The sequence below is a fragment of the Polyangium sorediatum genome (genome assembly GCF_029946465.1).
Taxonomy (GTDB): domain Bacteria; phylum Myxococcota_A; class Polyangia; order Polyangiales; family Polyangiaceae; genus Polyangium; species Polyangium fumosum.
The window spans coordinates 142,074-167,076 of record NZ_JARZHI010000018.1 but is presented as its reverse complement, the minus strand read 5'-3'; the positions used below and the strand labels follow the sequence as shown (position 1 = coordinate 167,076).

Sequence of the window (25,003 nt, the reverse complement as noted above, 5' to 3'; positions counted from 1 at the left end):
CCCTTTCCGGTTCGATTGGCGTATCCTAAGGGCACCCTGATGAGCACGGGCGGGCGAGCGAGCCGGTTCCTGGGTGCCTTCGTGGCGATCGTCGCGGCGGGTTTGTCTGCGTGCGCGCCGCCGGCGCTCACCCGCGACGGGCAGGTCGTTTTTGCGCCTTCCGGCGGCCGCCGCGGCGCCTCGGTCATCACCGCGAACGGCGTCGAGTTCATGGACTCGACGGACCTGCCCAAGCCCGTCGTGCGCCGCAGCCCGAACGATCCCTGGACCCCGCCCACCGGCTTCCTCGTCCCCAAGGACGGCATCTGGCGCAAGACCTCGAGCCCCGTCGCGCTCCAGGGGCGTGGCCTCGCCGTCGTCGTTCGGTCGAGCGACACCCTCGTCCCGAGCTGGGGCGGCGAGGTCCTCCTCCGCATCGACGCCATCGCCCCGGTCGACGCGTTCCCCGCTGCCAAACCCTCCGTCCGCGCGCCGCGCCGCATCGCCATCGTGCTCGACGGCCGCAACCCGAACACCGCGCCCCTCGCCCGCGTCGCCCTCGACGACCTCGGCGATCGCGATCGCGTCGCCATCATCGACGCCTCCGGCCCGCGTGTCGTCGTCCCTGCCTTGCCCGGCTCGCATCGCACCTTGCTCGACGGCGCGATCACGCGTGTCCTCGAACGCCCGCGCGGCGGCGCTGCGGTCGCGAACACGCGTGACCTCGCGGGCGCCCTCGCCCTCGCGCGAGGGTTCGTCGGGGTGAAACCTGCCGAGGGCACGACGTCTCCTGCCGCGGGGCAAGTCCTCGTCCTCAGCGACGGCATCGGCGTCGCGCAGGCCGGCCTCCGCCTCGCGAACGAGGTCGCCTCCTTGCGCCGCGGAGGCGCGCAGATCTCCGCGGTCGGCACGCCCGATCGCCTCGACGTCGCGCACCTCGCGCCCCTCGGCGACGACGTCTTCGCGGGCGGCGCCTTTGCCGATCGCGAGGATGCGGTCGCTCGGATCGTCCCTCCGCCGGGGGAGGTCGTGCTCGAAGACGTCGAGCTCACGGTCCAGTCCGTCCCTGCGCCGGTCCGCGTCCTCGAGGTCTCGGGCGGGCTCGCTGCGCTCTCGATCGACCACGACCGCCTCCTGCTCGGCGACCTCTACGCGGGCGAGGCGCGCACGGAAATCGCGCGCATCGCCATGCCCGTGTGGGTGCCGGGCGAGCCCTGCGAGATCACCGTCTCGGCGCGGTACCGCGACGCGGCCACGGGCACCTGGCACACGGCCTCGCGCACCATCGAGGCTCGGTACGACGACGACGTCGAGCGCATCGCCAGCGCCCGCCATGGCGACGTCATCGCGTATGCCTCGGCGCTCGCCATGGTCCGGCGCCTCGGCCGCATCTTCCAGGGCAGCCGCTTCGACACCCTCGGCGGCCTCCGCCCTGTCGTCACCCTCCAGGCCGACTCGCTCGCGTCCCTCTCCCGCACGAGCCACGACCCCGCGCTCAGCACGCAGGCCGAGGTCCTGCGCACGCTCCTCGGCGCGATCGAGGATTGACCGGTCCTACCTCGCTGGAATGGTATTCAGCGACAAACCTCGCCGGGACCATCGGAGATCGTCGTGCACTGCCGCCCGCTCGGGCACCCGTCGTTGGGCGCGCCGCGCCGGCATCGCACCACGCACTCGTGGAACATCGGCCCGCGCGGCCCCGCGACCCCATAATACGACGCGCAACTCTCGCCGGCCCCGCACGTCCTTCCCCCGCACGACGTTCCCGGCTGCGTCGACGCTTCCCCGTTCGTCGGGTTCGCCGTGGGCGCCGGGTTCTCCGGATTCGCCGTGGGCACCACGCCTCCCGGCGGGGTCACCGTGGGTTCTTGCGGCACGAAGACCGTCGTCGTCGGGCTCGGCGTCGTTGCGCTCGGCGCTGGCTCCGTCGTCGTGCTGCCCGTCGTTTGTGGGGAATCGGGCGGCTGCGTGCCGCCATTGCAGGCCGAGAGGAGCAGGACCGCCGCGATCGAGCCGAGCAGACGCATCACGCCCGCGAGCTTAGCAGAGCCCTCGCGCTTCTGCCCATCACGCACCGTGACAGCGCCCACCCTCCGCCGCTACCATCCGCCGCGTGCAACGTTTCCTCCGAATCCTCCCCCTCACCGCCTCGTTTCCCCTCCTCGCGTGTGGCTCCACGGACGAACCCGCTGCTCTCCCTGACGCCCCGCGCTGCGAAATCGCGCTCCCTGCGCCCCCGGACGAGCGCCTCGCGCCCGACGGCACCGTTCTTCGCGATGCCCTCGGCCGCATCGTCTTCCTCCGCGGCGTCAACGCGGGCGGCCGCAGCAAATTCGCGCCCTTCGTCCCCTTCGATTTTGCGTCCACCGAGGCCGGTTTCCAGGAATCGCTCGATCGCTACCTCGATCGCGCCGCTGCGTGGGGGGTCTCCGCGCTCCGCGTCCCGTTCGTATGGGCCGCGATCGAGCCCACCCCGGGCACCGACGACGAGATCTTTCTCGCGCGTTACGACGCCCTCCTCGACGGCGCCTGGAAGCGCCGCATCTGGACGATCGTCGACTTCCACCAGGACATTTATTCCGACGTGTATTGCGGCGACGGTTTTCCCGGCTGGACCCTCCCGTTTCCCACGCCCGAGCCCCACCACGATTGCCCGGATTGGTTCGTCCGGTACTCCCAGGATGAAGACGTGAAGGCCGCGTTCGACAAATTCTGGACCGACGAGCACGGCGCCCGCACCGCGTTCCGCGCCTTATGGGAGCGCATCGCGGCCCGCCATGCGACGCGCCCCGGCGTCCTCGGCTACGAGCCCATCAACGAGCCGCACCAGGGCACGGCCGACCTGAAGACGTGGGAGAAAACCGTCCTCACGCCTTTCTACACCGAAATGGCCGCCCTCCTCCGCGCGAAGGACCCGACGGCGCTCGTCTTCTTCGACGCCACCGGCACCGACGCGATCGGCGCCGCCACATACCTCGACAAACCCGAGGGCGAAGGCCTCGTCTTTGCCCCGCACTGGTACGACTCCATTGCCCTCTTCGGCGGCACCCCGGCCCCTTCGAATGCGGCCACGTACCTCTCGAAATGGGCCGACAAGGGTCGTGAATGGAACATGCCCGTCCTCATCGGCGAATCGGGCGTCCCGCGGCACCTCGAGACTGCCGGCGAGTACGTCACGGCCGTCTACGACGCCATGGACGACAATGCCCTCCATTTCACCTACTGGGAGTACAGCGATTCGAAGGAGACCTGGAACGCCGAGGACCTCTCCCTCATCGATGACGAGGGCCAGGAAGCCACCGCGATCACCTCGGTCGTCGCGCGCCCCTATCCCCGCGCGGTCGCCGGTGAGGCGCCCTCGTTTCGTTACGATGCGGCAGCCCGCAGGTTTGCCCTCGCGTACGATGCGCCCACCGAGAACGGTGTCACGGAAATTATCGTTCCGGAGCGAAATTATCCTGCGGGCTACCGCGTCGAGCTCTCGAACGGCTGCGTCGACGCCACGCACCCGGGCGTCTTGCTCGTGCGCCCTTCCGCCGGCGCCACGCGCGTCGAGCTCTCGGTCCACCCTCGCTGACGGAGGTGGTTCGACCCCTCCGTCCTGGTGGAAATCCCAGGCGAGTCCTTGTAGGGTGCGCGCCGATAGCCGAAGGGAGACCTCACGTGGATATTTTCACTCGACTCGATCCGACGAAGACCTACACCACGCCGCAACTTCAGCTCATCTTGGGTGCGTGGGTCCTGAGCGGATTCGTCGATCCGGGCACCAAGGTCTCGACCACGAACGGGCACGTCGCAGAGGACGACTACACCAAGCAGTCGATCTACTCTCTCCTCTACTCGCTCTACCGCTCCGTTGGCATCGTCGAGGGCGACACGGGCGAGTCGTACGAATTCACGTTCAACACCTGGGGCTACGCGTGGCCCGAGGCCTGGGGGAAGTGCCCGATCCTGTCCTCCGATCCGCAGCGATTCGGTCGGATTGCGTACACGGGCCTCTATCAGTTCAACGAGATCCAGGAGTACGTCAAGGCGCGCAACGGCCGCGTTCACGTCATCGAGATGGGCTGTGGCACCGGCGCCGGCGCGCACCACGTCTGCCACAACGTGCTGCCGGACTGCACCTACGAGGCCGTCGACATGCAGAACGCCGCCATTGAGACGTGCAGGCGCAAGTTCGTCCCCGGCCTTCGCGGCCGCCTCGTCGCCACCCACTCGGACGCCACGAAGCTCTCGATCCCGGACGGGTCCGCGGACTTCGTCGCCGTCAACGAGACCCACGTCACCGAGATGGTAGGCGTCGTGACGCCGGAGGACGAGCGTTTCTTCCGCACCGCCTACCGTCTCCTCAAGCCCGGTGGTTTCCTCACGTGGGGCAACGCCATTCCCGACGTCACGTGGCAGCCTTGTTTCGATTTCCTGAAGTCGATCGGCATGAAGCAGGTCGAGGTCCGCGACGTCACGAAGGAAGCCATCCTCGCGCGTGACCTCGACGCGGGCCGCGCCGACGCGTACGTGCGCCACGTCCTCGACAAGTTCCCCGCGTTCCGCGTCCCCGTCGTCGGCGCCAAGAAGCGGCTCGAGGCGAAACTCGCGATGGAGAACTTCTATCGCAACCCCGGGACGAACCTGTACCAGAACATGGTCGACCGCACGGACACGTACAAGGTCGTCCTCTTCCAGAAGCCCGCCTGATCCCCCGAAAAACGAAGCGCCGCGGAAGGACGAACCCTCCGCGGCGCTCCCGTGCTTCGCGTCTCTCGATCTACTTCTTCGGCAACGCCTCGCTGATCCCGTACACCTGCTCCACGCCCGCCGGCACCTGCAGGCTCGACCCCTTGAAATCGTCGCCCACCGGCTCGACCGGCCCGCCCAGGCATTGCGCCAGGAACGTCTCGGCCACTGCATTGAAGCTCATCCGGTTCTCCGGCCGCGCGAACCCGTGCCCCTCATCGGGATACAGCACGTACGTCACCGGGATGTTCTTCGCCTGCATCGCCTTCACGATCTGATCACTCTCCGCCTGCTTCACGCGCGGATCGTTCGCGCCCTGCCCGATCAAGAGCGGCTTCTTGATCTTGCCCACGTGCGAAAGCGGGCTCCGCTCCTCCAAGAGCTTCGTCCCCTCGGGCGTCCCGGGATCCCCCATTCGCTTGTGGAACGTCGCCACCATCGGCGCCCAGTACGGCGGAATCGTCGCCAGGAGCGTCTTCAGATTCGACGGCCCCACGATGTCGACCCCGCAGGCGAACTGGTCCGGCGTGAACGTCAGCCCCACGAGCGTCGCGTACCCGCCGTAACTCCCGCCCATGATCGCTACCTTCGCGCCGTCCGCGACCTTCCCGTCCACGGCCCATTTCACCGCGTCGATCAGGTCGTCGTGCATCTTGCCCGCCCACTCGTTGTTCCCGGCGTTCAGGAACTTCTTCCCGAACCCGGTCGAGCCGCGGTAGTTCACCGACAGCACCGCATACCCGCGGTTCGCCAGCCACTGGTGCATCCCGTTCAGCCCCCAGGTGTCGCGCGCCCACGGCCCGCCGTGCACCAGGAGCACCATCGGGAGCGGCTTGTCCGGACGACCGTCGACCTCCGGATCCGACGCCTTCGGCAGCGTCAAATAACTCACCAGGTCGAGCCCGTCGCGCGACTTGATCACCACCGGGTGCATTTTCGAGAGCGGCTTGCCTTCGAGCGCCTTCAGGTTCGTGAACAGGAATTCCGTCTTCTTCTTGTCACGATCGTACCGGTAATACTTCACCGGCCCGTCCGAGGGCACGAGCGCCACGAGCCAGCGCTTGTCGTCGAGCGTCCGGCTGAGCACGCGCAGCTCCCCGTCGCCGAGCTTGCCGAGCAGCTCCAGATCCGGCTGGATCGACTTGTCGATCGTCTGCCACGTCGGCTTGTCGAACACCGCGGCCGCCGCTTGCAGCTTGCCGGTCTTCGGATGCGTGATGAACCGCTGCACGTCGGCCTTCGCGTCCTCGATGAGCAGCTTGGCCTTCTTCGTCGCGAAATCGAGCTCGAAGAGCGCCGCCGTGTTCCGGCCGCGGCTGTCGAGCAGGTAGAGCGTCTTGCCCGACCCGTCGAAGCCGACGGGGGCCGTCGTCTCGGCGTCTTCGAAGGGCACCGTCAGGTAGGGCTCGGGCTCCTTGCCCTTCTCCTTCGGCTTCGCGTTCGGATCGATGAACACGTCGCCGCCGTCGGGCCCCTTGCGCATCGCGAGCCGGACCTTGAAATCGTCGTCCGTCTCGAAGCCCGCGTAGTTCCCCTCGTTCTTGAAGACGAGCTTCTTCTCGCCGGTCTTGATGTCGATCCGGTAGAGGTCGTGCACCTTCTTGTCGCGGTCGTTGATCCCGACCAGCACCTCGCCGGGGATCTTCTGCGACACGCCCGAGATCCGCGCCGCGATCCCGTCGATCGGCGTGAGATCCTTCGTCTCGCCTTTCTTCAGATCGACCGCGTAGAGATGCCAGTTCTCGTCGCCGCCCTTGTCCTGCACGTAGAGCACGTGGTCGTTCGTGTAGGCCCAGAAATATTGCCGGATCCCACGCACCTTGTCGGCCGTCACGGGCTTGGCTTTCGACGGATCTTCCGCGGGGCCGACCCACACGTTCATCACCCCGTCCACGGGCGCGAGGAACGAGATCTGCTTGCCATCGCGGCTGAACTGCGGGCTCGCGCGGTCGGGGTTGCCGAAGAGCACGTCGCGCGGGATGAGCGACGTATCGACCCGCGGCGCGGCCGGGCCCTTCACGGCGGCCGTGGCGGCCGGCGGCGGCGTCGCGTCGGCCGTGCGCGCGGGCGGCGGCGGCGGCGGCGTCACGGGCGGCGGATACTCCGCCGTCTCGGCGCAAGCAGCGACGCCGACGAGCAGCGACAGGACGAACGACAGGCCGATCTTCTTCGCGAGTGCCATCGGGCAAACCTCCCTCATGCGTACCCGGAGGTGGACGCTCCCCACCGGTGCGTGTGAACCGACGCCTTCATACTCCAAGAGCCGGTCGGGCGTCCCGAGCCTCTCGCTGAAAAAAATGTGCCCCCAACATGTGGCTTGTTTCACTGTCCGTCGATTTTTCAGGCCTCTTCGTACTGCGGCCCTTGCCGGTGGTGGCTGCTGACTTAGGGGAACCGCGTCGGGACATGGCCATGACGAACCCTGATACGCTCCTCCGCGACAGCCGCGTCCCCGCGGACCGCGTGCGCCTGGCGAACGACGGCGATCTCCGGCCGGACGGGGCCTTCGTCCTCTACTGGATGACGGCGGCGCGGCGCACCCATTTCAACTTCGGCCTCGAACGTGCCGCCGAATGGGCGCGCGCCCTCGGCCGCCCCCTCGTCGTCCTCGAAGCCCTGCGCGCCGGCTATCCGTACGCGAGCGACAGGCTCCATGCGTTTGTTCTGCGCGGTATGGCAGACAATGCCCGCCGCCTCGCCGAGGCCGGCGTCACGCACCATGCCTACGTCGAACCTCGCCCCGGCGCGGGCAAGGGCCTCGTCGCCGCGCTCTCGCGCCGCGCGTGCGTGGTCGTCACCGACGATTTTCCCATCTTTTTCCTCCCGCGCATGATCGCCGCCGCGGCGAAGCAAATCCCCGTCCGCTTCGAGCAGGTCGATTCCAACGGCCTCTTGCCGATCTACGCCCCCGACCGTGTCTTCACCACGGCCTTCTCGTTTCGCGCGTATCTCCAGAAAAACCTCCTCCCGCACCTCCGCCGCCGCCCGCTCGCCGATCCGCTCGCCGCGGGGCTGCCGGCCTCTCCCAAAAACCTCCTCGCGCCCGACCTCCTCGCGCGCTGGCCTGCCGCCTCACCCGAGCTCCTCGCCGCCTCGCCCGCGGCGCTCGCCGCGCTCTCGATCGACCATACGGTCCCCGTCGTCACCCGCATTCCGGGCGGCCCCGAGGCAGGCCGCGCCGCGATCACGCGGTTCCTGCGGACGAACCTCCTCCGGTACGACACCGAGCGCAACGACCCCGACGCCCGCGCCACGAGCGGCCTCTCGCCTTATCTCCATTTTGGCCACGTCTCCACGCACGAGGTCTTCGCCGAGCTCGAGCGGCTCGAAGCCTGGACCGAAAAGAAGACCAAACCCGCGGGCGGCAGGCGTGAGGGTTTTTGGGGCATGAGCCCGCCCGTCGAGTCGTTCCTCGACGAGCTCGTCACCTGGCGCGAGATCGGCCTGAACCTCTGCGCCCTTCGACCGGACGACGCGCAGCGCTTCGAATCCCTCCCGGACTGGGCCCAGAAGACCCTCGCCGATCACGAATCCGATCCCCGCCCGGCGATCTTCACCCTCGCCGAGCTCGAAGGCGCGCGCACGTCCGATCCCCTCTGGAACGCGGCGCAACGCGAGCTCCTCCGCGACGGCCGCATCCACAACTACCTGCGCATGCTCTGGGGCAAACGTGTCCTCGAATGGACCCGCACCCCGCGTGAGGCCCTCGCCATCCTGATCGAGCTCAACGACAAGTACGCGCTCGACGGCCGCGACCCGAACTCGTATTCAGGCATCCTCTGGACGTTCGGCCGCTACGACCGTCCCTGGGCCCCCGAACGACCGGTTTACGGCACGGTCCGCTACATGAGCTCGGGAAATACGTTGAAGAAAATCGACCTCCAGCGCTACCTCGTCGAGTTCGGCGGCCCGGACGACGCGGCTCGTCGCGACAAACGGTACTCGAAATGAATTGAGAGCCGGGGGGAAGGTCCTTTATCCACCCCGGCCCTCGGACATTCATGTTTCGACGCGCCGCGTACCGCGACGCGCGAAGATTTACTTCTTCTCGCCTCCACCCTCTCCCTCGGATTGCTTTCCCTCCTCGATCAGCTCCTTGACGCGCTGACCGCCCTTGTGCCCAATCTCGGAGTAGAACTCGGGGCCGTACTTGTCGCGAACGGTCTCGCCGCCCTTCTGACCGCCCTTGTGCCCGATCTCGGAGTAGAACTCGGGGCCGTACTTCTCGCGCACGGTCTCGCCGCCCTTGCGTCCGATCTCGGCGTAACCTTCGGAGCCGAGCTCTTCCTTGCGGGCCTCACCGCCCAGCCGTCCGGCCTCCTCGACGGTCATTTGACCCTTCCCGGATTGCTCTTTTTTCTCCGCCATGGTCGTCTCCTGTTCTTTGGGAAAACGAGCGGCAAGCCCGCGCTCGTCGCTCTGGCTAGCGTTTCTGACCTTGGCCGCGCTCGCCTTCGCCCTCGCCTTCGGACTGCTTGCCTTCTTCGATGAGCTCTCGGACGCGCTGGCCGCCCTTGTGGCCGATTTCGGAGTAGAACTCGGGCCCGTACTTGTCCCGCGTATGTTCGCCGCCGATGTGCCCGCCCTTGCGGCCGGCCTCCTCGACGGTCATCTGGCCTTTGCCGGGTTCGTCTTTGCGCTCTGCCATGTAGTTCCCTCCCAGCTCCCGCCGAACATTCTCCGGCCGACCAGGGTGTCAATGGGGGGGCCCCCCGGTGGAGGGCTCCTCCCGCGCTGCGGGCCCGCCATCGCCGTGCGAGAGATCGAGATCGGAAGCGCGCGCCGTTGAAACCGCCTCGACGCTCGCGCGTAGAACGCTAGGATGAGTGCGCTCGAACGAGGAGGCTTCTGTGCCCAAGCCCAAGGATGATTCCCCCGAGCTCGAAAACGTCATTCGCCGCCGCGCCTTCCTGCGCGCCGCTGCGGCCGGCACCTCGTTCCTCGCGCTCGGCGGCGGCACCTACGTCCTCGCCGCCACCGACGACCCGCGGGCCAAGCAGCTCCGCCCCGATGGCCGCCCGCGCCTGCCGCCGGGCCAGCGCATCCTCGACGCGCTCAAGCCCATGGGCGGCGACCCGGGCGACCCGAGCCCGTCGGCCTTCAAGCTGCACGTCCACGGCGACGTCGACAACCCCTTCGACCTCGATTTCGCGGGCCTGCTCGCCCTGCCGCAGACCGAGCAGACGTGCGACGTGCACTGCGTCACGGGCTGGAGCGTGCTCGGCGCTCGATTCACGGGCGTCAAGGTCGCCGAGCTCGCCAAGATGGCGAAGGTGCGCGACACCGTGCGGCACGTGATCTTCGAGGCGGCGAATGGATACACGGCGAACGTCCGGCTCGCCGAGGCGACCGCGCCGAACGTGCTCATCGCGCACAAACACGAGGGCCATCCGCTCACGCGCCCGCACGGCCCGCCTGCGCGCGCGCTCGTGCCCGACCTTTACTTCTGGAAGAGCGCGAAATGGGTGACGGGCATCCGGTTCGTCCGGACCGACCGGCCCGGCTACTGGGAGACACGCGGCTACCACAACCACGCCGATCCCTGGTCCGAGGAGCGGTATGGCTGAGGGCGCGCCCGAGCCTCGGCGGCGTTTGTCGCTGCGGGGCCTCCTCCGCACGGTCCACCGGGACGCGGGCAACCTCGCGGTCGGGCTCACCCTCGTGTATGCCGCGTCCGGCCTCGCGGTGAACCACATCGCGGATTGGGACCCGAATTTCAAGAGCCACCAGACCACGCACGATCTCGGCGGACCTCTCGAAGGGGAGGATCAGGCCGTCGCCGAGCGGGTCCTTCAAAAGCTCGACGTGAAGGGCAAGCCGAGCGACGTCTATCGTGCCGCGCCAAACCAGCTCGAAATCACGCTCGACCGGCGCACGCTCCACGTGGACACGCAGACCGGCAAGGTGCTCGACGAGGGCGACGAGCCGCGGTTTTTCCTGCGGCTCGCGAACTGGCTGCATTTGAACCGCGGCAAAAAAGCGTGGACCTTCGTGGCCGACGGCTACGCGGTCCTGCTCCTCCTGCTCGCGTTTTCGGGGATGTTCATGCTGCCCGGCCGGAAGGGCCTGATCGGCCGGGGCGGCATCTTCGTGCTCGTCGGCGCGGCCGTGCCGATCGCCTACGTCGTGCTCTCGGGCGGCCCCTGATCGGGCCGCCCCCCTTCATTTCAGCTTTTCGAGCCCGGGAAACGCCTCGGCCGCGCTCGTCGCGAAGAGCGAGACCTGTTCGCCCGCGCGCACCATCGTCTTGCCGAGCCGCGGAAACTCGGCGATCTCCGTCGGCTTTTTCTCGCCGCACGAGAGATACACGAGATCCTCCTCGAACGGGTTCTTGAGGTGGTGGGCCACGGACGGCACGGGAAAACCCATGAAATCGCCCGGCCCCACCTCGAACGACTCGTCCCCGATCTCGGCGATGCCCCGGCCGCTCAGGATGTAGAGGAACTCCTCCTCGCCGTAATGGCGATGATAGATGAACGACTCCTTCCCCGGCGGCACGCGGATCAGATTGACCCCGATCCTCTCGAGCCCCGTCGCCATTCCCAGGAGGTGCCCGTGGACCAGCGAATGGGGGTTGAACGGATGCGACATCGAATGCTCGGGTCCGCGCTCGCGGGCCCGGATGAGACTCGGTTTTTTCGTGGGTTCGTCGGTCATGTGTCTCCTCCCTGCACGCGGATCTCGGGGCCCTTGGCGGGCCGGGAGAGCGCGTCCTTCGTTGCTCGCGCCGCGATGTCGAAGGCCCGCGCGCCTTCGGGCAGCCGGAATGGACCCACTCGCGGCAGCGCCTCGATGACGAGCGCGGTCATCCCGTCGCGCGTGGGCACCTTCAGCGAAGGGCTGTCCGCTTTTCGCCACGGCGAGCGCGACGCGAGGTGATGATAAAAAAGCCGCTCGTCTGCGGGCATTCCGGCGAGCCCGTGCCGATCGAGGATCCCGCCGTCGAGCAGCGGCCGCCCCTCGTGCCAGACCGGATGAAACAGGCCCGGCACCGTACACGAAGCCTGAATCGCCGGCGCGAGCGGCCCTCCCGCGAGCACGCGCGTCCCGCGGGCAAACACGTCGTACACGCTCACCGCGAGCGGCACGCGACAACGATCGAACGTCGGCACCGGGAGCAACGCTTCGAGCCGCGCGCGGAAGAGCTTGCCCGCGAGCAGCCCCGGCCCGAGCCGCATGTCCCAGAAGTCCTCGCGCTTCAAGCGCAGGAGCTCGTCGCGGATCGTCACCGCGCTCGCGCCTGCCGCCCAGATCCCGCCCACGAGCGCGCCTGCGCTGGAGCCCGAGACCCGCGCGGGCGCGAGCCCTTCGTCTTCGAGCACGGTCATCACCCCCGCATGCGCGAAGAACCCGAAGAAGCCGGACGAGAGGCCCATCGAAAAGGGACCTTCGCGGAGCCACTCCCGCAGCGTGGGAGTGGGGCGAACGGAGGCGTGGGGGGCAGCCGAGGCGGACGACATGGTTGGGGCGGCGCATCCTAGCCGAAAAGTGCGCCCCGGGTTTGCCGATCGGGCGATCAGCCGATCTTGAGCTCGCGCATCCGCCGCTGCAGGGCCACCTTCGACACCCCGAGGTTCCTCGCCGTCAGCTCGACGTTCCCGTCGCATTCCCGCAAGCAGCGCAGGATCTCCTCCCTCGTGAGATCGCTCGCGCGCCGCACCTTGTGTTGCTCGACCAGGTTGTAAATCGAGCTCCGCGGGATCCTCAGCCGTTCGGCCGCGGCCTTCATGTCGAAGTCGCATGTGCGCAGCGCTTCGAGCAGCTCGTCCTTGGTCACGTCGCTCGGCTTGCGGCTCGTGCGGCGCGGCGAAATGGGCGCCTTCGTCGGCGGGGGCCCCGGCTCGCCTCCGGGGCTCGTGTTGCCAACCGCGGGTGGCGGCGGCGTCGCGAGCAGCGCTGCGAGCGCGGGACCCGGATCCAGCGGACCGGCGTCGTGGCTGCCCAGGACGAGCTGACGGACGACATTGCGGAGCTGCCGAATATTTCCGGGCCATTCGTGACGGACGAGCGCCGCCAAGAACGACGCGGGCAGCCACACCTTGTTCGCCGCGATCCGGTCCGCCTTTCCAAAGCGGTCGAGCTCGGCGTACAAAAAATGCACGAAGAGCCGCCCGATATCGTCGCGTCGCTGGCGCAGGGGCGGAATCACGAGCTCGTAACTCGCCAGCCGGTGCAGGAGCGGCGCGCGGAAGGCCCCCGTTTGCACCTTGGCTTCGAGATCGGCGTCGGTCGCGGCGACGATACGGGCCTGCATCTCCCGCATGTGCGAGGCCCCGAGCGTCTGGACCTCCCCCCCATCGTCGAGGGCCCGGAGCAAGTTCGCCTGCACGTCGAGCGGCATCTCGCCCACTTCGTCGAGAAACAGCGTCCCGTTTGCTGCGCTTCCGAAGTACCCGTGGCTGCGAACCGCGCCGGTGAAGGCGCCCTTGTCGGCCCCGAACAGCGCCGAGGCGGCGAGCGTGGGTGGGATGGCGCCCATGTTCACGGGCACGAAAGGCCGATTCCTTCGCACTCCAGTGTCATGCAGAGCACGCGCGACGAGCTCTTTACCCGTGCCGGTCTCGCCGCGCACCAACACGGGCACGTCGAGGCTCGCGAGCTGCCGGATCTCGCGGCGTACGCGCTCGATTGCCAGGCTCGCGCCCACGAGGCCGAGGGTATCCTCCGACTCCTGGCGCACCTCGTCGAGGTGCAAGAGGAGCACGACGCGGTTCGCGAGCTCCAGCACGATCCCGGCCTGCAGCTCGTTCGCCGAGAAATCGCGGCTGCTTTCGAGCGGTGCTCCGTTCACGACGACCCGCGTGGGGCTGCCTTGCTTCTCGATACGAATGCATTCGTTTTCGAGCCAGAGCAGACGAATCGGTGTGCGGCTCACGTGCGGGTCGGCGAGCGGCTCGCGCTTGCTCGAACCCGGGCGTGAGAAGTCGGGCTCGAGCCGCGATACAAGGACACTGCTGCCGTTCGGCCGCAGCGGCAGGAGTGCTCGATCGCCGACACGCTCCAGCGTCGGGTGCCAGACAATCGTCAACGTGGGGACATGCGCGCTCGCGAACCCCGCCTCGGGATCGTCTGCGTGTGTCGGCGGGCTGAGCCCATCGAGCGTCGAGAGCTCCGCGTCTTGTGAGGACACGTACCATTGATAACATGAAAAGGGGGTGCTCGACAAGCCTGTGCACGGCTGACGTGTCGGTCGACATGTCAGCCGACACGTCGGCGATACGTCCGGTGTGGGCCCGGATCGGCGGAGGGTGCCTGCAGTGTGTCGAGCCCCTGGTCAAGCTCACGAGTCCACGACCTTTTGCTGGCATGCCGCGTGCAATCTCGTCCGTCATTTCGACGCGTAACTCGTTGGAGGTCAACCGTGCCCGACAAACTGGGGGACATCGACACCCTTGTTGTCTTGATGATGCAGAGCAGGTCGTTTGATCACGTCCTCGGCCATCTGAGCCTCGACGGAGGGCCTTACGAGGGCCGACTCGACGGGCTCGTGGGCACGCCGATCGACGGCAAGCTCCTCGACGCGCGGTACGAGAACACGTGCGAGGGGCGTATTCATCAGCCCCAGGAGATCCGCGACGGCGCAATGCCGGGGGAGCTGCCGGAGGATAGCCAGTCCGTCCAGATCTCCCTCGGCCGCAGGGCGTCCTCCGGCAAGCGGTGCATGGATGGTTTCGTGCGCGCGGCTGCGCTCTCCGCGCACCGCGCGTCGAGGTCCTTGCCGATGGGCTTCCTGCGGTCCTCGGGCGCGCCCGTCACGAATTTCCTGGCGAAGAGTTATGCCATCTGTGACCGCTGGTTCGCTCCGCTCCCCACCGGTGTGGCGCCGAACCGGCTCATGGCAACGTGCGGCTATTCGCTCCTCGCGGACACCACGCCCCGGCTCCTGCCCCTGCACGATACGGTCTTCGACTGGATGAAGCAGCGTGGCGTCCGATATCGTGTGTACCACGACGGTTTGTCCTTTTTCACCCTCGGCCCCTGGATGCACGGCGAGGTCACGAGCGAGCGCTTCCGTCCTGCCGCGCGGCTCGCGGACGACGTTCGCAACGAGCCCGACGCCACGTTCCCCCAGGTCATTTACATCGAGCCCTCTTATTTCGACGCGCCTTTCCATCTCGGTCGTCCGCCGAACGACAACCGCCCGCCCTTGCCCATGGCGCCCGGCGAGCGATTCCTGCTCCAGGTCTACCAGGCGCTCACGTCGAACCCCGAGCGCTTCGGCCGCACGCTCTTCATCGTCACGTACGCCTCCCACGGCGGCTTGTACGATCACGTCTCGCCCCTGCCCATTCACGATGGGAAATTCTCGACGACGGGCGTGCGTGTCCCCGCGATCGTCGTCTCGCCGCTCGTCGAGCCGGGCACGGTCCACAGCGGCCTGCTCGATCACACCTCGATCCTGCAGCTCCTCGCCGAGAAATTCGGCGACGGCGTGTATTCCGAGCCCGTCACGCGCAGGGCCGTGCAGGGGATCGGCAGCGTCTCCACGGTCTTGAATCGCGGCGCTGCGCGGGCGTCGCTCCCCGTCCCGCCAAGCCCGCCCGAGCGACCGGGCCGCAAATGCAAGCGCTCCCTCACGCCCCGCACCGAAGGCGCGCTCGCCTTCGACCTCGCGGCGCGCGCGCTCTGCGACCACGCACCGGCGCGCGTCGCTAGCGCCTACCCCGAGCTCTGGCAGGCGATGTGGAACGCCGAGCTGCAATGAAACGGTAGGTCGATCAGAGGGCGATCGTAAAACCCTGCCAGGCCGAATCGAACGCCGTCGGCAGCACGATCTCCCACGCCGCCTCTTCCAAGCACGAGACGAGCTTCGCCCCCGCCTTTTCGCCGTCGATCGTCGTCCGCACCGAGACGAGCTCCTGGATCGTCGATTCGAGCCTGACCGTCGCCTTTTTTCCCGCCCCGCCGCACGCGGACAGCCCGCGCTCGAGCTCGCTCTTGAGGAACGCCTGCTTGTCGAATGTCGCGAGCCGAACCGGCTTCGCGCGATGCGCGCCGGCGAGCCGGCCATAACCGGATCCGAAACCCTGGCCGCTGCCCGTGAACTCCTCGATCCCCTCGGTCGAAGGACGCACGCCCGGCTCGATTGCGAGATAACTCGTCACCGGCGACACGGCCCGCCCCATCATCGCGAGCGTCATCATATCTGCCTCGTCGATCGAATGGAGCAGGTGCGAGCCGAACACGAGCGCCGCCCACCTTCGATTCTCGGCCTCGTCCGCGACGAGCACCCGGCGCACGGGCGTCGCCCACAATTCGCCCGTCACCTCCACGAACGGAACCTGCTTCTCCGACAAACGCAGATCCTCGAACGACGCGCCCTCCAGCAGCTCCTCGGGGGCCTCGATATCCTCCCGGGCGAGGCCCTGCGCGTGCACCTCGAAATGGTCGATCCGCGTGGGCCGCGCGAGCTCCTCGTACACGTGGCGCGGCTCCTCGCCCGGGTCGTCCTTGTTGATCGAAGCCTGCCAGACGAGCCCGCCCGTGGGCCGCGTCAGCGTCGCCCAGGCGTGCGTGTCGTTGCGCTCGAGCATGGTCGAAAACGCGCTCCCCACCACGCCGACGTGCAGCAGCGCGCCGCTCTTCGAGAGCTGCCCCCGCAGCCGCTCCGGCGTGAGCTCCTGCCGCGTGCGCGTGTCCGTCAAGGCCAGGATCCGCTTCGGCGTGCCCTCCGGCAGCGCCGCCAGCAGCGCGTCCGCGCGGGCGAGCGCCTCGTCGATGTGGCTCCCGTTGCGCCGGACGATCTGCGCACCGTCGAGCCCGGCGAGTGCATGGCGTGCCGAGACGAACCCGTTTTTCGGGGCGTGCACCGCGCGGTCGAACAGGAGCACGGCCGCGCGAGCGTCCGTGAAATGGGAGAGATACGCTCGCGCCATGGCGACCTCCGCCTCGACCTGCTCTTGTTCGAGCGACCGGGACGCGTCGAGGAGCACCACGACGTGCGCGCCGCGGGGCACGCGGGAGAGCGCGGGCGCCGCGTCGATGTGGAACCGGACGACGTTCTTCTGCTTGCCGAACGAAACCGAAGCGAGCGCGCCTTCGAGGGGTTTTTCGCTCGCGGGCGCGACCGACAGGTCCAACGCGTCTTTCAAGCTGATCTGGGCCGGCGCTTTTTGCTGTGTATCGCCGATGAAGAGCGCCTCGCCTGCGATCATCGGCGACACCGTGGCCGCGGCGGGCAACTTCTCCGTGCCCATGGCCGAGAGATCGAGGTGATGGCGGCCGTCGCGGTATTGCGTCGGCAGTCGCAGCGTGTATTCGATCGTCTTGTCCTCGCCGGGCGGGCAGGGGAAGACCTGCAATGCGAGCAGGCTCTGGCTCCGCCACGAGAGCAGGGCTGGGTCTTTCGGATAATACCCGCCGACGCCCGTCAGCTCGCGGTACCGCGCCGCCGCTTTCTCTGCTTCCAGCAACTCGCCGTCGTACCAGTGGGGCTTGCCGTCCAGCGTCGCCAGCGTGCGCAGCCCGACGGCCACGGCGCCGGCCGGCAGGTCGATGTAAAACGTCGCCTGATCGTGGCGCGGACCGCCATTGTGCACCGTGCGCCGCACGACGAGATCGGCGTGACCGTGGCCGATGCGGAGATCGATCACGTGGGCTTTTTCGACGAGTTTGTCCGATCGCAGGGCCCGCACGTCGTCGGCCGACGCGGCGTTCGCGGAGAGGAGGATCGAAACGAGGGCGGCGGCGCACGTGTACGAAACGAAAGAGGTCCGCATGGCGATGGACCCTCGACATCCACGGGGCCGCGTCGTTCCCGATTTTTTTTGAATTCTTCACCAAGCGGATCGTTCTTGCCCCGGCGTACGTACGGCTTGCCGGGCGAGGGCGCCCGGCGTATCGAAGCGCCGATGTCTGCTCCCGAGTCGACGGGCCGCGCGGCACCCGAGAGGAAAGGGCCGAGACGCGCCGTCACCCTCGCCCTCGTCGGGATGACGTTGCTCGCGCTCCTCGCGGTCACGTTCCGGCTCCGGCTCGACCCGAACGTAGCGTCGCTCCTGCCGGATCAGGGCGAGGCCGCGGCGCTGCGGCGGTACGTACGAGGCTTCGGCGGCGGCGACCTCGCCGTGGTGCTCATCGAAGGGCCGGATCCCGAGACGGTCGCGAAGGTCGCGGAAGGCGTCGCGACCGAGCTCGGAAAGCGCCCGAGCGTGGCCCGCGCCGCCGATCGCGTCGACACCTCACGCGCTCTCGATCCGATGCTCGCATTCCGCCACGCGGATCCCCGGGCGATGGAGCGCCTCCGCGGCGCGCTCACGCCCGAGGGCATGCGCGCGCGGCTCGCGGAGAGCCGGGCCATGCTCCTCGCGCCAGGCAGCGGCGCCGCGGCCGAGATGCTCGCGGCCGACCCGCTCCGGCTCGGGCAGCTCGTCTACGAGGGCGCGGACATCGGCGCCGGCGTGCGCACGCAGCCGGACGGGGCATTCGCCACTGACGACGGCAAGGCGCACCTCGTGCTCGCCGAGCCGCGTGGACAGGCTTTGCGCGGCGAGGACGCGCGTCGCTTCGTCGAGGACACCGAGGCCGTCCTCGCGCCCCTTCGCCAGGCGCACCCCGAGATGCGGCTCGGCCTCACGGGCGGCCACGCCATCGCGGCGGCGACCGAGTCGATGCTGACGCGGGACCTCTCGATCTCCAGCACCCTCGCCATGGTGCTCGCGTCGCTCGTCTTCGCCTTGATCTTCCGGCGCGTGCGGGCGCTCGTCGCCGTGATGCCGCCGCTCCTGCTCGGCACGGTGTGGACCGCGGCTGTGGCCGCGGCGCTCCCGCGTGGTTTGTCGGGGATCGCGGTCGCGTTCATGTCGGTCGTCGTGGGCGTGGGCGTCGACACGGGCGTGCACGTCTACGCGGCGCTTCTCGAAGCGCGTCGGGCGGGGCTCGCACCCCGCGAGGCCGCGCGCGCGGCGCGGGCGAAGACGGCGCGCGGCGTGCTCTTCGCGGCGGGGACGGCGGCCGCGGCGTTCGGCGCGCTCGCGTTTTCGAGCATCGAGGCCATGCAGCAGCTCGGCCTCCTTTGCGCCGCGGGCGAGCTGCTCACGGCGGTGGCGATCGTCCTCGTCACGCCGGAGGTCGGCGCGTTGCTCGAACGAAAGCCACCGCCTCCGCCTGCGTCCGTGCGCTGGACCGACGCGTTTGCTTGGCTCTCGGGCACGCGCAGGCGCGCGGCGCTCCTCGCCTTCGTCGCGCTCCTGCCTGTCGTCGCGGTGTTCCTCGGCGCGGCGCCGGGGTTGTCGGACTCGATCGTGGCCGTGCGGCCGAAGGAGCTCGAACCGCTGAAGGTGCAGCAGGCGGTGTTCGACGCGTTCGGCGGCAAACGCGGGCAATGGGTCGTGCTCGTCGCCGATCGGGACCTCGAGCGCGCGCGGGCGCGAGGGGATCGGATCGCGGAGACGCTCTCGGCCATGAAGGACGACGTCGAGGCGGTCGACGCGCTCACGGCGCTCGCGCCGGCGAAGGAGACGCAGGAGGCGCGTTTTGCGGCGCGGGACGCGCAAGACCTCCCGGCAAAGGCGAACGAGCTCGAAAAGGCGCTCGTGGAGACGGGGTTTGCCCCGGCACGTTTCTCCGGCGCGCTCGACGCGATGCGCGCGCCCACGCGTGACCTCGTGCAGATCGAGGATCTCCGCAAAGGCACGGCGTCGATCCTCCTGTCGCGGTACCTCGGCATGGACGAGGGCGAGCCTCTCGTGGCGCTTTACGTGCGGCCCCGCGAGGTGCCCGGCGCGACGGCGCGGGTCGAGGAGGCGCTCCGGCGGACCGATCCGCAGGCGATGCTGACGGGGTATGCGCGGCTCGAAGTCGTGCTCCGGCAGAGCCTTTCGCAAGACCTGCCGAAGATCGCAGGCGTCGCCGCGGTGCTCGTGGTGGCTGCGCTCGCGATGTCGCTCCGGCGGGCGCGGGACGTGGTGATCGCGGCGGTCGTCGTCCTCTGCGAGATCGCGGCGGTGCTCTTGCTCGTGCGGATCCTCGGCATCCCGCTGCATGCCTACGACGCGCTCGTCTTGCCCGTGCTGCTCGGCATCACCGTCGACGAGGGCATGTTCTTGCTTTATCGGGCCCGCGAGGTCGATGGGGGGCAGGCCGGAGCGCCCGGCCTTGAACACGATGTGATTCGCGAGACCTTGCGTGACGAGGGCCCTCCCGTCGCGGCCACGGCGCTCACGACGGCCACGGGCTTCGCGGCGCTCACGCTTTGCCGTTTCGACGGCCTTCGAGATCTCGGCCTCGTGGGCGCGCTGGGCAGCGTGGCGGGGCTCGTGGTCGCGCTCGTCGTCGTGCCCGCGGGGCTTCGGCTCTGGAAGGCGTGAGGTCTTCTCAGGCTGCCCGCGGGGCGGTATCCATTGCTTCTTCCCATGTCGCAACCCTCCAAGATCATCGCGGATCGCGTCGCCATCAGCCGCACCGTGCTCGCCTCCTTGAACGAGCACACCCCCGATATCGCCAGGGAGCTCGAAGCTGCGCTCTTCCCGGAGGGCCCGCCCCGCGACGTCACCGTCGGCGGACTCCTTCACGCGCTGCGCGACCTGCTCGCGCGCTCGACCGAGGCGATGTTCGCGGCCGATCTCGCGCACACGCGCGAGCTCGCGGACGACGACGCCCCGCGCGCGCTCGCCGAGGAGCGCCATGAGGTCTTGAAGGCCCTGCTCCTCTCGCTCCGCACCACGCTCGCGAGCACCTACGGCGTGCCCGTCGCCGCCGCGTACGGCATTCCCTCGCAGATCCCCGACGACCCCGAGGTCCTCCTCCGCGTGGCGAGCGCCGTCGAGCGCCTCCTCCGGGATCGTCCGCTCGTCGAGCCGCCGAAGATCAGGAGCCTCGCCATCGCGCCGCTCGCCGTCGCCGAGGACCTCGGGTTCGCCATCGCGGACTTTCGGCGCGCGCTCGCGGACGTCGACCGCGAGAAACGCGAGGCCGTCCTCTCGCAAAGCACGAAGAACCTCGCGATGGCCCGGTGGCTCTCCACGTACCAGGGCGTCACCGAGGCGGCCTGCGGCCTTTATGCGCTCGCGGGGCACGCCGCGCTCGCCGAGGGGATCCGCCCGACGGCGCGCAGGCTCGCGGGTTTGCCCGAGGAAGAGGACGCCGCGCCCTCGACCGAGCGGTCGCGTTGATCCCATAGCCACGCGCCTCCCCGTCGCCTATTCTGATCGCGTGGCCGGCCTGCCGCTATGCACCGAGGGGACGCGCCCGCGTGAGCGCGCGCGTGGCATGTTTGTCTCGGCGATCGTCTTCGCCCTGTTCGTCCCGCGAAACAGCGACGCCCAGCCGAACAAGCCCGCGGCGCCCCCCGCGCCGGCCAAGACGAACCCTCCGCCGGCAAACCCCACCCCGACGAACCCTCCGCCTCCGCCCGCCGCGCCGCGCCTGCCGCGCGCCTCGGTCGCCCGCGTGGTCGAGTCTCTTGCTGCGGATCTCGCGCCCGTTTTGCTCCTTCCCGCGCGCGTCATCGCCGCGCCGCTCGCCTCCGACACGCCGGCGCCGCGTGGGGCCGAGCTCACGACCCGGATCGCTTCGCTCCTCGCGGGTCGCCTCGGCGCGGGCAGCTCCGCGCACCCGACCCCGCTCCCGCTCGCGGACGCGCGCGTGGCGGCGCGCGGCGAACGCTCGTTCGTGCACCTCCTCGTCGAGATCCGCGGCGGAAAGCTCCGCGTCACGGCCGACGTCTTTCCGGTCCCGCGCACCGTATGGGCGCGCATTCGTGATCCCGAGCCGGGTCCCTTCGCGCACGCGTTTGCCGAGGCGCCGCTCGACGCCGAGATCCGCAGCTTCCTCGAAGCGGTGCCGCTCGCGAAGGCGAACGTCACACGAGGCCAGAACTTCGAGTCCGACGTCGTGGCCCTCGCGTGTGGCGACATCGACGGCGACGGCGCCCTGGAAATCCTGAGCACGAGCCGCCGCCGCGTGACGACGTTGCGGCTCCGCGAGGGCAAGGTGCTCCCGCTGCGCTCGCGCTCGTGGTCGGACCTCTCGCCGCTGCACTCGTCCCCGCTGCGCGAGCCGATCGGCCTCGCGGGGCTCGTCGAGCGAAGGGACGAAGGGGACGCTGTCGCGTGGTTCGTCGACGTCGGCGTGTCGGATCGCGCGAAGGCGTTGCGCCTCGACGCCGAGCTCGTCGTCGTCGCGCCGGTCGCGGGTTTGCCCGTCTCCTCGGGCGAGGCGAGCGGCTGTGCGCGCGTCGCGTCGGGGTGGCTCACGGGCCCGCTCGTGCCTTGTTGGTCGGGAGAAACGGTGATCGCGCCGGCGATCGCCGGCAACTTCGACGTGCTCGCCGCGGCCTCGCTCGTGACGCCGCGAGGGCAGCGCTTCACTGTGCTCGCGGCGCGGAACGATCGCGGCACGGTCGAGGTGCACGACGACGCGGGGCACGTCGAGACGATCACCGGCGCGGGCGCGCAGCTCGCGGTGGGCGACCTCGATCAGGACGGCGATCCCGAGATCCTGAGCGGGCTCGACGTGGCGGATGCGCTGGACGACGCGGTCGTCGTGCGCACGTGGGCGCGCGCGGCGGCGGGGGAGGCGGGGAGGCCACGCGAGTTCTTGCGCCTTCCGGCCGCGGCGGGCGTGCGCGCGCTCGCGGTGTGTCCTCCCGATGGCCCGGGGCGCGCGCCGTTCGTGGTCGCCACCGCGGACGAGATATGGGTGGTCCGATGAGCGGCGAAATGTTCGGCGGGGACAATCGTTTGTCCAGGCGCGCGTTCCTCGGCGCCTCCGTGGCGAGCGCGCTCGTGGCCGCGACGCCTTCCGCCGCGGCGCTCGGCCGCACCCCGCATGGCGGCCGGTTCTCGCTGCACCTGCCCTGGCCCACGCGCTCGATCGATCCCCATGACCTGCGCGACCCGACCGCGGCGCTTTTCGGCGCGGCGATCGCCGATCCGCTCTACACGCTGGACGCCGCGGGCCACCCGGCCCCGGCGCTCGCGCAATCGCTCCCTTCGAGGGAGGCGCTCGGCACGGTCGTGCGGCTGCGCGAGGGCCTGCGCACGGCGCGCAAGGAGTCGCTCGGCGCGGCGGACGTGATCTTCTCGATCGAACGCGCCCGCGGCCGAGGCGCGGCGGGGCTCCTCGCGGAGGTCCCGAAGCCCACGCCTTACCCGAAGGACCCGCTGGCGGTGGTGTTTGGCACGACCGACCCGCACAAGCTCGCCCGCGTGCTCGCCTCGCCGCTCGCCGCGGTGGTGCCGCAGAAATTCGATCCGAGCGCGCCGGACGGGACGGGCGCATTCCGCGCGGAATGCGGCGAGCGCGGGCTCGTCCTTTCGAAAAATTCCTTCGCGGCGCGGGGCGCGGCGTTTCTTGATGGGATCGATGTCGCGCGCGCGGACGACCTGGCGACGTCGTTGCGACGATTCGAAGCGGAGCGGGACGACGTGGGCTGGCTCGGGCTCGGCCTGCACGGCGAACGCAAAGGCGCTGTCCGTTTCGACCTCGGCCGCGCCGCGTGGATCGTCTTGCAGATGGGTCCGCAGGCCGGCAGCTTCGGCGCGCCATCGGTCGCGCAGCGGCTCGTGGACGCAGTTCCGCCGGAGCGTTTGTCGCACCTCGGGCTCGGACCCCTCCCGCCTGCCAATGGAGATCCGGGCTGGGGCGGGCCGCCGGCGGAGCTTTTGGTGGACGAAGCCTCGGCGCACCTCGTCGAGGTGGCGCGGACGCTCGCGCCGATCTTGTCGCGGCCGGGGCACGAGGTGACGGTCTCGACGATCCCGCGCGTGGAGCTCGGCCGGCGCCGGGCGCGGGGGCAGGTGACGCTTTCGATCGACATCGTGCGACCCTCGCAGCCGGGCCCCCTCGGGGCCTTGTTATCGCTGGCGACGGCGGACGACCCGGCGCGGGCGAAGGACCTCGCAATGAAGCCACCGAAGCTCGCGCCGAATGCATCGGCGCGGGCGTTGACGCATAGCTTGCGGGTGGGGGTGATCGGGGAGCTGCGGGTGGCGGGAGGGCTCATGCCGGAGCTCGTGCTCGCCAGGGGCGGGGAGGGGTGGGACCTGGGAGCGAGTTTTCGGCGGCGGGGGAAGTAAAAGCCTCGGAGTTTTCCCAGGGCGGGATCGTGCCACTCCCTGGCATGAACGCGTTTCTCGTGAAGAATGCGGACACGCTGGAGGTTTGAACGCGCCCGCCGACCTCGGCGGTTTGTCGTACACCGCCGTCACGACAAACGATATCTTTTTGGGTAAGATGACCGCCCCATGACCGCGACCGCCCCCGATCCCCACGCCGAGGCCCTCCGCTTCCTCTCCACCGCCGATCCCCGCCTCGCCGACCTCATCCAGACCGTCGGCCCTTGCCGTCTCGGCGCCGCCGCCCAGACGAGCGGGCCGTTTCATACGCCCGGGTTTTTCGAGGCCATCGTCGAGTCGATCGTCAGCCAGCAGCTCTCCGTGAAGGCCTCCGATACCATCTTCGCGCGCGTCCTCGCGATCGGCGGAGGAAAGCTGCTCCCGCCCGCCGAGCTCCTCCGCGCCCCGGAGCAGGCGCTCCGGGCCTGCGGTTTGTCGGGGTCCAAGGTCAAGTTCATCCGGGACCTTTGCGAAAAGCTCCTCGACGGCACGCTCGTGCTCGACGAGCTGCCCGCGCTCGACGACGAGACCGTGATCGAGCGCCTGCGGCGCGTCAAAGGCATCGGGCGCTGGACCGCGGAGATGTTCTTGATCTTTCGCCTCGGCCGGCCTGACGTGCTCCCTGTCGCGGATCTCGGCATCCAGAAGGGTATGATGAAGCTCCACGGCCTCCGGAAAGATCCGACGCCCGAGCGAATGGTCAAGCTCGCGCGTCCCTGGAGGCCTTATCGCTCGATTGCTTGCTGGTACCTCTGGAGGCTTCACGAAACCAAGAAATGAGAGGGAGACGAACATGGCTTTTCTTACGAAGATTCCTTTGCGGGCCCTCCTGGCCATGACGGCCGGCCTGCTCCTGTTCGTGGCGTGCGGCGACGAGGCAGGGAGCTCCTCGGACGGCTCCGGAGGCACGGGCGGCTCGCTCGCAGGCGCGACCAAGCGCTGCGGGCAGGACGTGGGGTGTCAGGCCGGCGAGACGTGCAAGCTCAACTTCATCGAATGGGGCTACGAGTGCGCCTGCGAGAATGGAAAACTCGTCTGTGATTCCTGGTCCGGCGCCGCCGGCCCGCCCGCCGCGCCGCCCGATGATCCCGGCATCGAATGCATCGAGTCGTATTGCCAGGACAACAACCTCGCCTCGTCGTGCTCCTTCGCGAGCGCCACGTGCAACTACGAGGTCATGTGCAACCTGGGGACGGGAATGACCGATTCGGTCACGGGCGATTGCCCGTAGA

At 69.2% G+C, this 25,003-nt stretch carries 20 protein-coding genes and 1 pseudogene; 13 read left to right on the top strand and 8 right to left on the bottom strand.

What is annotated here, in order from left to right; translation table 11 throughout:
- The first annotated feature begins 39 nt into the window (after positions 1–39).
- Positions 40–1,527, top strand: coding sequence for a vWA domain-containing protein (locus QHF89_RS21615; protein ID WP_136969859.1), 1,488 nt, complete (start codon positions 40–42; stop codon positions 1,525–1,527).
- A 26-nt stretch (positions 1,528–1,553) separates the two neighbouring features.
- Here the strand turns inward: QHF89_RS21615 and QHF89_RS21610 are convergent, their stop codons facing one another.
- Complete coding sequence (locus QHF89_RS21610) at positions 1,554–2,069, bottom strand: hypothetical protein (protein ID WP_136969860.1); 516 nt, start codon at positions 2,067–2,069, stop codon at positions 1,554–1,556.
- Positions 2,070–2,092: 23 nt separating this feature from the next.
- Between QHF89_RS21610 and QHF89_RS21605 the strand changes: the two genes are divergently transcribed.
- Both QHF89_RS21605 and QHF89_RS21600 read left to right on the top strand, forming a co-directional pair.
- The gene (locus tag QHF89_RS21605) at positions 2,093–3,556 is read left to right on the top strand and encodes a cellulase family glycosylhydrolase (protein WP_284720771.1); all 1,464 of its coding nucleotides are present in this window, start codon (positions 2,093–2,095) and stop codon (positions 3,554–3,556) included.
- An 86-nt stretch (positions 3,557–3,642) separates the two neighbouring features.
- A complete protein-coding gene (locus tag QHF89_RS21600) occupies positions 3,643–4,674 on the top strand; it encodes a class I SAM-dependent methyltransferase (RefSeq protein ID WP_136969862.1) in 1,032 nt (343 codons plus the stop codon).
- 70 nt (positions 4,675–4,744) lie between these two features.
- Here QHF89_RS21600 and QHF89_RS21595 read toward each other — a convergent pair whose 3' ends face one another.
- Entirely contained in the window at positions 4,745–6,895 is a 2,151-nt protein-coding gene (locus tag QHF89_RS21595) for a S9 family peptidase (protein ID WP_136969863.1), read from the bottom strand.
- Positions 6,896–7,125: 230 nt separating this feature from the next.
- On the opposite strand from QHF89_RS21595, the gene QHF89_RS21590 reads away from it, so the two are divergent.
- Positions 7,126–8,664, top strand: a complete 1,539-nt coding sequence (locus tag QHF89_RS21590; RefSeq protein ID WP_284720770.1) for a deoxyribodipyrimidine photolyase — start codon at positions 7,126–7,128, stop codon at positions 8,662–8,664.
- An 87-nt stretch (positions 8,665–8,751) separates the two neighbouring features.
- On the opposite strand, the gene QHF89_RS49985 is transcribed toward QHF89_RS21590, so the two are convergent.
- Together QHF89_RS49985 and QHF89_RS21575 are read right to left on the bottom strand one after the other, a co-directional pair.
- Positions 8,752–9,276: a KGG domain-containing protein gene (locus QHF89_RS49985; RefSeq protein ID WP_342763969.1), complete on the bottom strand. Its 525-nt coding sequence runs from the start codon at positions 9,274–9,276 to the stop codon at positions 8,752–8,754.
- Positions 9,215–9,361 (bottom strand): annotated as a pseudogene (locus QHF89_RS21575) (KGG domain-containing protein); the annotation flags it as partial. The pseudogene QHF89_RS21575 and the gene QHF89_RS49985, both read right to left, overlap by 62 nt.
- Before the next feature lie 202 nt (positions 9,362–9,563).
- On the opposite strand from QHF89_RS21575, the gene QHF89_RS21570 reads away from it, so the two are divergent.
- Together QHF89_RS21570 and QHF89_RS21565 are read left to right on the top strand one after the other, a co-directional pair.
- Positions 9,564–10,280, top strand: a complete 717-nt coding sequence (locus QHF89_RS21570) for a molybdopterin-dependent oxidoreductase (RefSeq protein WP_136931003.1) — start codon at positions 9,564–9,566, stop codon at positions 10,278–10,280.
- The gene (locus QHF89_RS21565; protein WP_136931002.1) at positions 10,273–10,860 is read left to right on the top strand and encodes a PepSY-associated TM helix domain-containing protein; all 588 of its coding nucleotides are present in this window, start codon (positions 10,273–10,275) and stop codon (positions 10,858–10,860) included. Before QHF89_RS21570 ends, QHF89_RS21565 begins: the two co-directional genes overlap by 8 nt.
- A 15-nt stretch (positions 10,861–10,875) precedes the next feature.
- On the opposite strand, the gene QHF89_RS21560 is transcribed toward QHF89_RS21565, so the two are convergent.
- The 3 genes from QHF89_RS21560 to QHF89_RS21550 form a co-directional block, all read right to left on the bottom strand.
- The gene (locus QHF89_RS21560; RefSeq protein ID WP_136969864.1) at positions 10,876–11,370 is read right to left on the bottom strand and encodes a cupin domain-containing protein; all 495 of its coding nucleotides are present in this window, start codon (positions 11,368–11,370) and stop codon (positions 10,876–10,878) included.
- Positions 11,367–12,089 carry a patatin-like phospholipase family protein gene (locus QHF89_RS21555; protein ID WP_284720769.1) on the bottom strand — a complete coding sequence of 241 codons (723 nt, stop codon included), beginning with the start codon at positions 12,087–12,089 and terminating at the stop codon, positions 11,367–11,369. Before QHF89_RS21555 ends, QHF89_RS21560 begins: the two co-directional genes overlap by 4 nt.
- 140 nt (positions 12,090–12,229) lie before the next feature.
- Entirely contained in the window at positions 12,230–13,843 is a 1,614-nt protein-coding gene (locus QHF89_RS21550; protein WP_136969866.1) for a sigma 54-interacting transcriptional regulator, read from the bottom strand.
- Positions 13,844–14,074: 231 nt separating this feature from the next.
- Between QHF89_RS21550 and QHF89_RS21545 the strand changes: the two genes are divergently transcribed.
- Positions 14,075–15,418, top strand: a complete 1,344-nt coding sequence (locus tag QHF89_RS21545; RefSeq protein WP_136969867.1) for an alkaline phosphatase family protein — start codon at positions 14,075–14,077, stop codon at positions 15,416–15,418.
- Positions 15,419–15,431: 13 nt separating this feature from the next.
- Here the strand turns inward: QHF89_RS21545 and QHF89_RS21540 are convergent, their stop codons facing one another.
- On the bottom strand, positions 15,432–17,432 hold the full coding sequence (locus tag QHF89_RS21540; protein WP_284720768.1) for a hypothetical protein: 2,001 nt from the start codon (positions 17,430–17,432) through the stop codon (positions 15,432–15,434).
- 132 nt (positions 17,433–17,564) lie between these two features.
- Between QHF89_RS21540 and QHF89_RS21535 the strand changes: the two genes are divergently transcribed.
- The 6 genes from QHF89_RS21535 to QHF89_RS21510 all read left to right on the top strand — a co-directional run bounded on the left by QHF89_RS21535 (position 17,565) and on the right by QHF89_RS21510 (position 25,002).
- Positions 17,565–20,021: an MMPL family transporter gene (locus tag QHF89_RS21535; protein WP_136969868.1), complete on the top strand. Its 2,457-nt coding sequence runs from the start codon at positions 17,565–17,567 to the stop codon at positions 20,019–20,021.
- A gap of 45 nt (positions 20,022–20,066) precedes the next feature.
- Complete coding sequence (locus QHF89_RS21530; protein WP_136969869.1) at positions 20,067–20,825, top strand: hypothetical protein; 759 nt, start codon at positions 20,067–20,069, stop codon at positions 20,823–20,825.
- A gap of 40 nt (positions 20,826–20,865) precedes the next feature.
- The gene (locus QHF89_RS21525; RefSeq protein WP_136969870.1) at positions 20,866–22,365 is read left to right on the top strand and encodes a hypothetical protein; all 1,500 of its coding nucleotides are present in this window, start codon (positions 20,866–20,868) and stop codon (positions 22,363–22,365) included.
- Complete coding sequence (locus QHF89_RS21520) at positions 22,362–23,732, top strand: hypothetical protein (RefSeq protein ID WP_284720767.1); 1,371 nt, start codon at positions 22,362–22,364, stop codon at positions 23,730–23,732. The genes QHF89_RS21525 and QHF89_RS21520 overlap by 4 nt, the downstream gene beginning before the upstream one ends.
- A 168-nt stretch (positions 23,733–23,900) precedes the next feature.
- Positions 23,901–24,551, top strand: coding sequence for a DNA-3-methyladenine glycosylase family protein (locus QHF89_RS21515; RefSeq protein ID WP_136969871.1), 651 nt, complete (start codon positions 23,901–23,903; stop codon positions 24,549–24,551).
- 13 nt (positions 24,552–24,564) lie between these two features.
- Positions 24,565–25,002, top strand: coding sequence for a hypothetical protein (locus QHF89_RS21510; protein ID WP_136969872.1), 438 nt, complete (start codon positions 24,565–24,567; stop codon positions 25,000–25,002).
- The last annotated feature ends 1 nt before the right edge of the window (position 25,003 follow it).

Bases quoted from the DNA above. Each gene is read 5' to 3' on its own strand.
- QHF89_RS21615 (WP_136969859.1), top strand. From the start codon at position 40: ATGAGCACGGGCGGGCGAGCGAGCCGGTTCCTGGGTGCCTTCGTGGCG.
- QHF89_RS21595 (WP_136969863.1), bottom strand. From the start codon at position 6,895: ATGGCACTCGCGAAGAAGATCGGCCTGTCGTTCGTCCTGTCGCTGCTC.
- QHF89_RS21590 (WP_284720770.1), top strand. From the start codon at position 7,126: ATGACGAACCCTGATACGCTCCTCCGCGACAGCCGCGTCCCCGCGGAC.
- QHF89_RS21565 (WP_136931002.1), top strand. From the start codon at position 10,273: ATGGCTGAGGGCGCGCCCGAGCCTCGGCGGCGTTTGTCGCTGCGGGGC.
- QHF89_RS21560 (WP_136969864.1), bottom strand. From the start codon at position 11,370: ATGACCGACGAACCCACGAAAAAACCGAGTCTCATCCGGGCCCGCGAG.
- QHF89_RS21555 (WP_284720769.1), bottom strand. From the start codon at position 12,089: ATGGGCCTCTCGTCCGGCTTCTTCGGGTTCTTCGCGCATGCGGGGGTG.
- QHF89_RS21540 (WP_284720768.1), bottom strand. From the start codon at position 17,432: ATGCGGACCTCTTTCGTTTCGTACACGTGCGCCGCCGCCCTCGTTTCG.
- QHF89_RS21535 (WP_136969868.1), top strand. From the start codon at position 17,565: ATGTCTGCTCCCGAGTCGACGGGCCGCGCGGCACCCGAGAGGAAAGGG.
- QHF89_RS21530 (WP_136969869.1), top strand. From the start codon at position 20,067: ATGTCGCAACCCTCCAAGATCATCGCGGATCGCGTCGCCATCAGCCGC.
- QHF89_RS21520 (WP_284720767.1), top strand. From the start codon at position 22,362: ATGAGCGGCGAAATGTTCGGCGGGGACAATCGTTTGTCCAGGCGCGCG.
- QHF89_RS21515 (WP_136969871.1), top strand. From the start codon at position 23,901: ATGACCGCGACCGCCCCCGATCCCCACGCCGAGGCCCTCCGCTTCCTC.
- QHF89_RS21510 (WP_136969872.1), top strand. From the start codon at position 24,565: ATGGCTTTTCTTACGAAGATTCCTTTGCGGGCCCTCCTGGCCATGACG.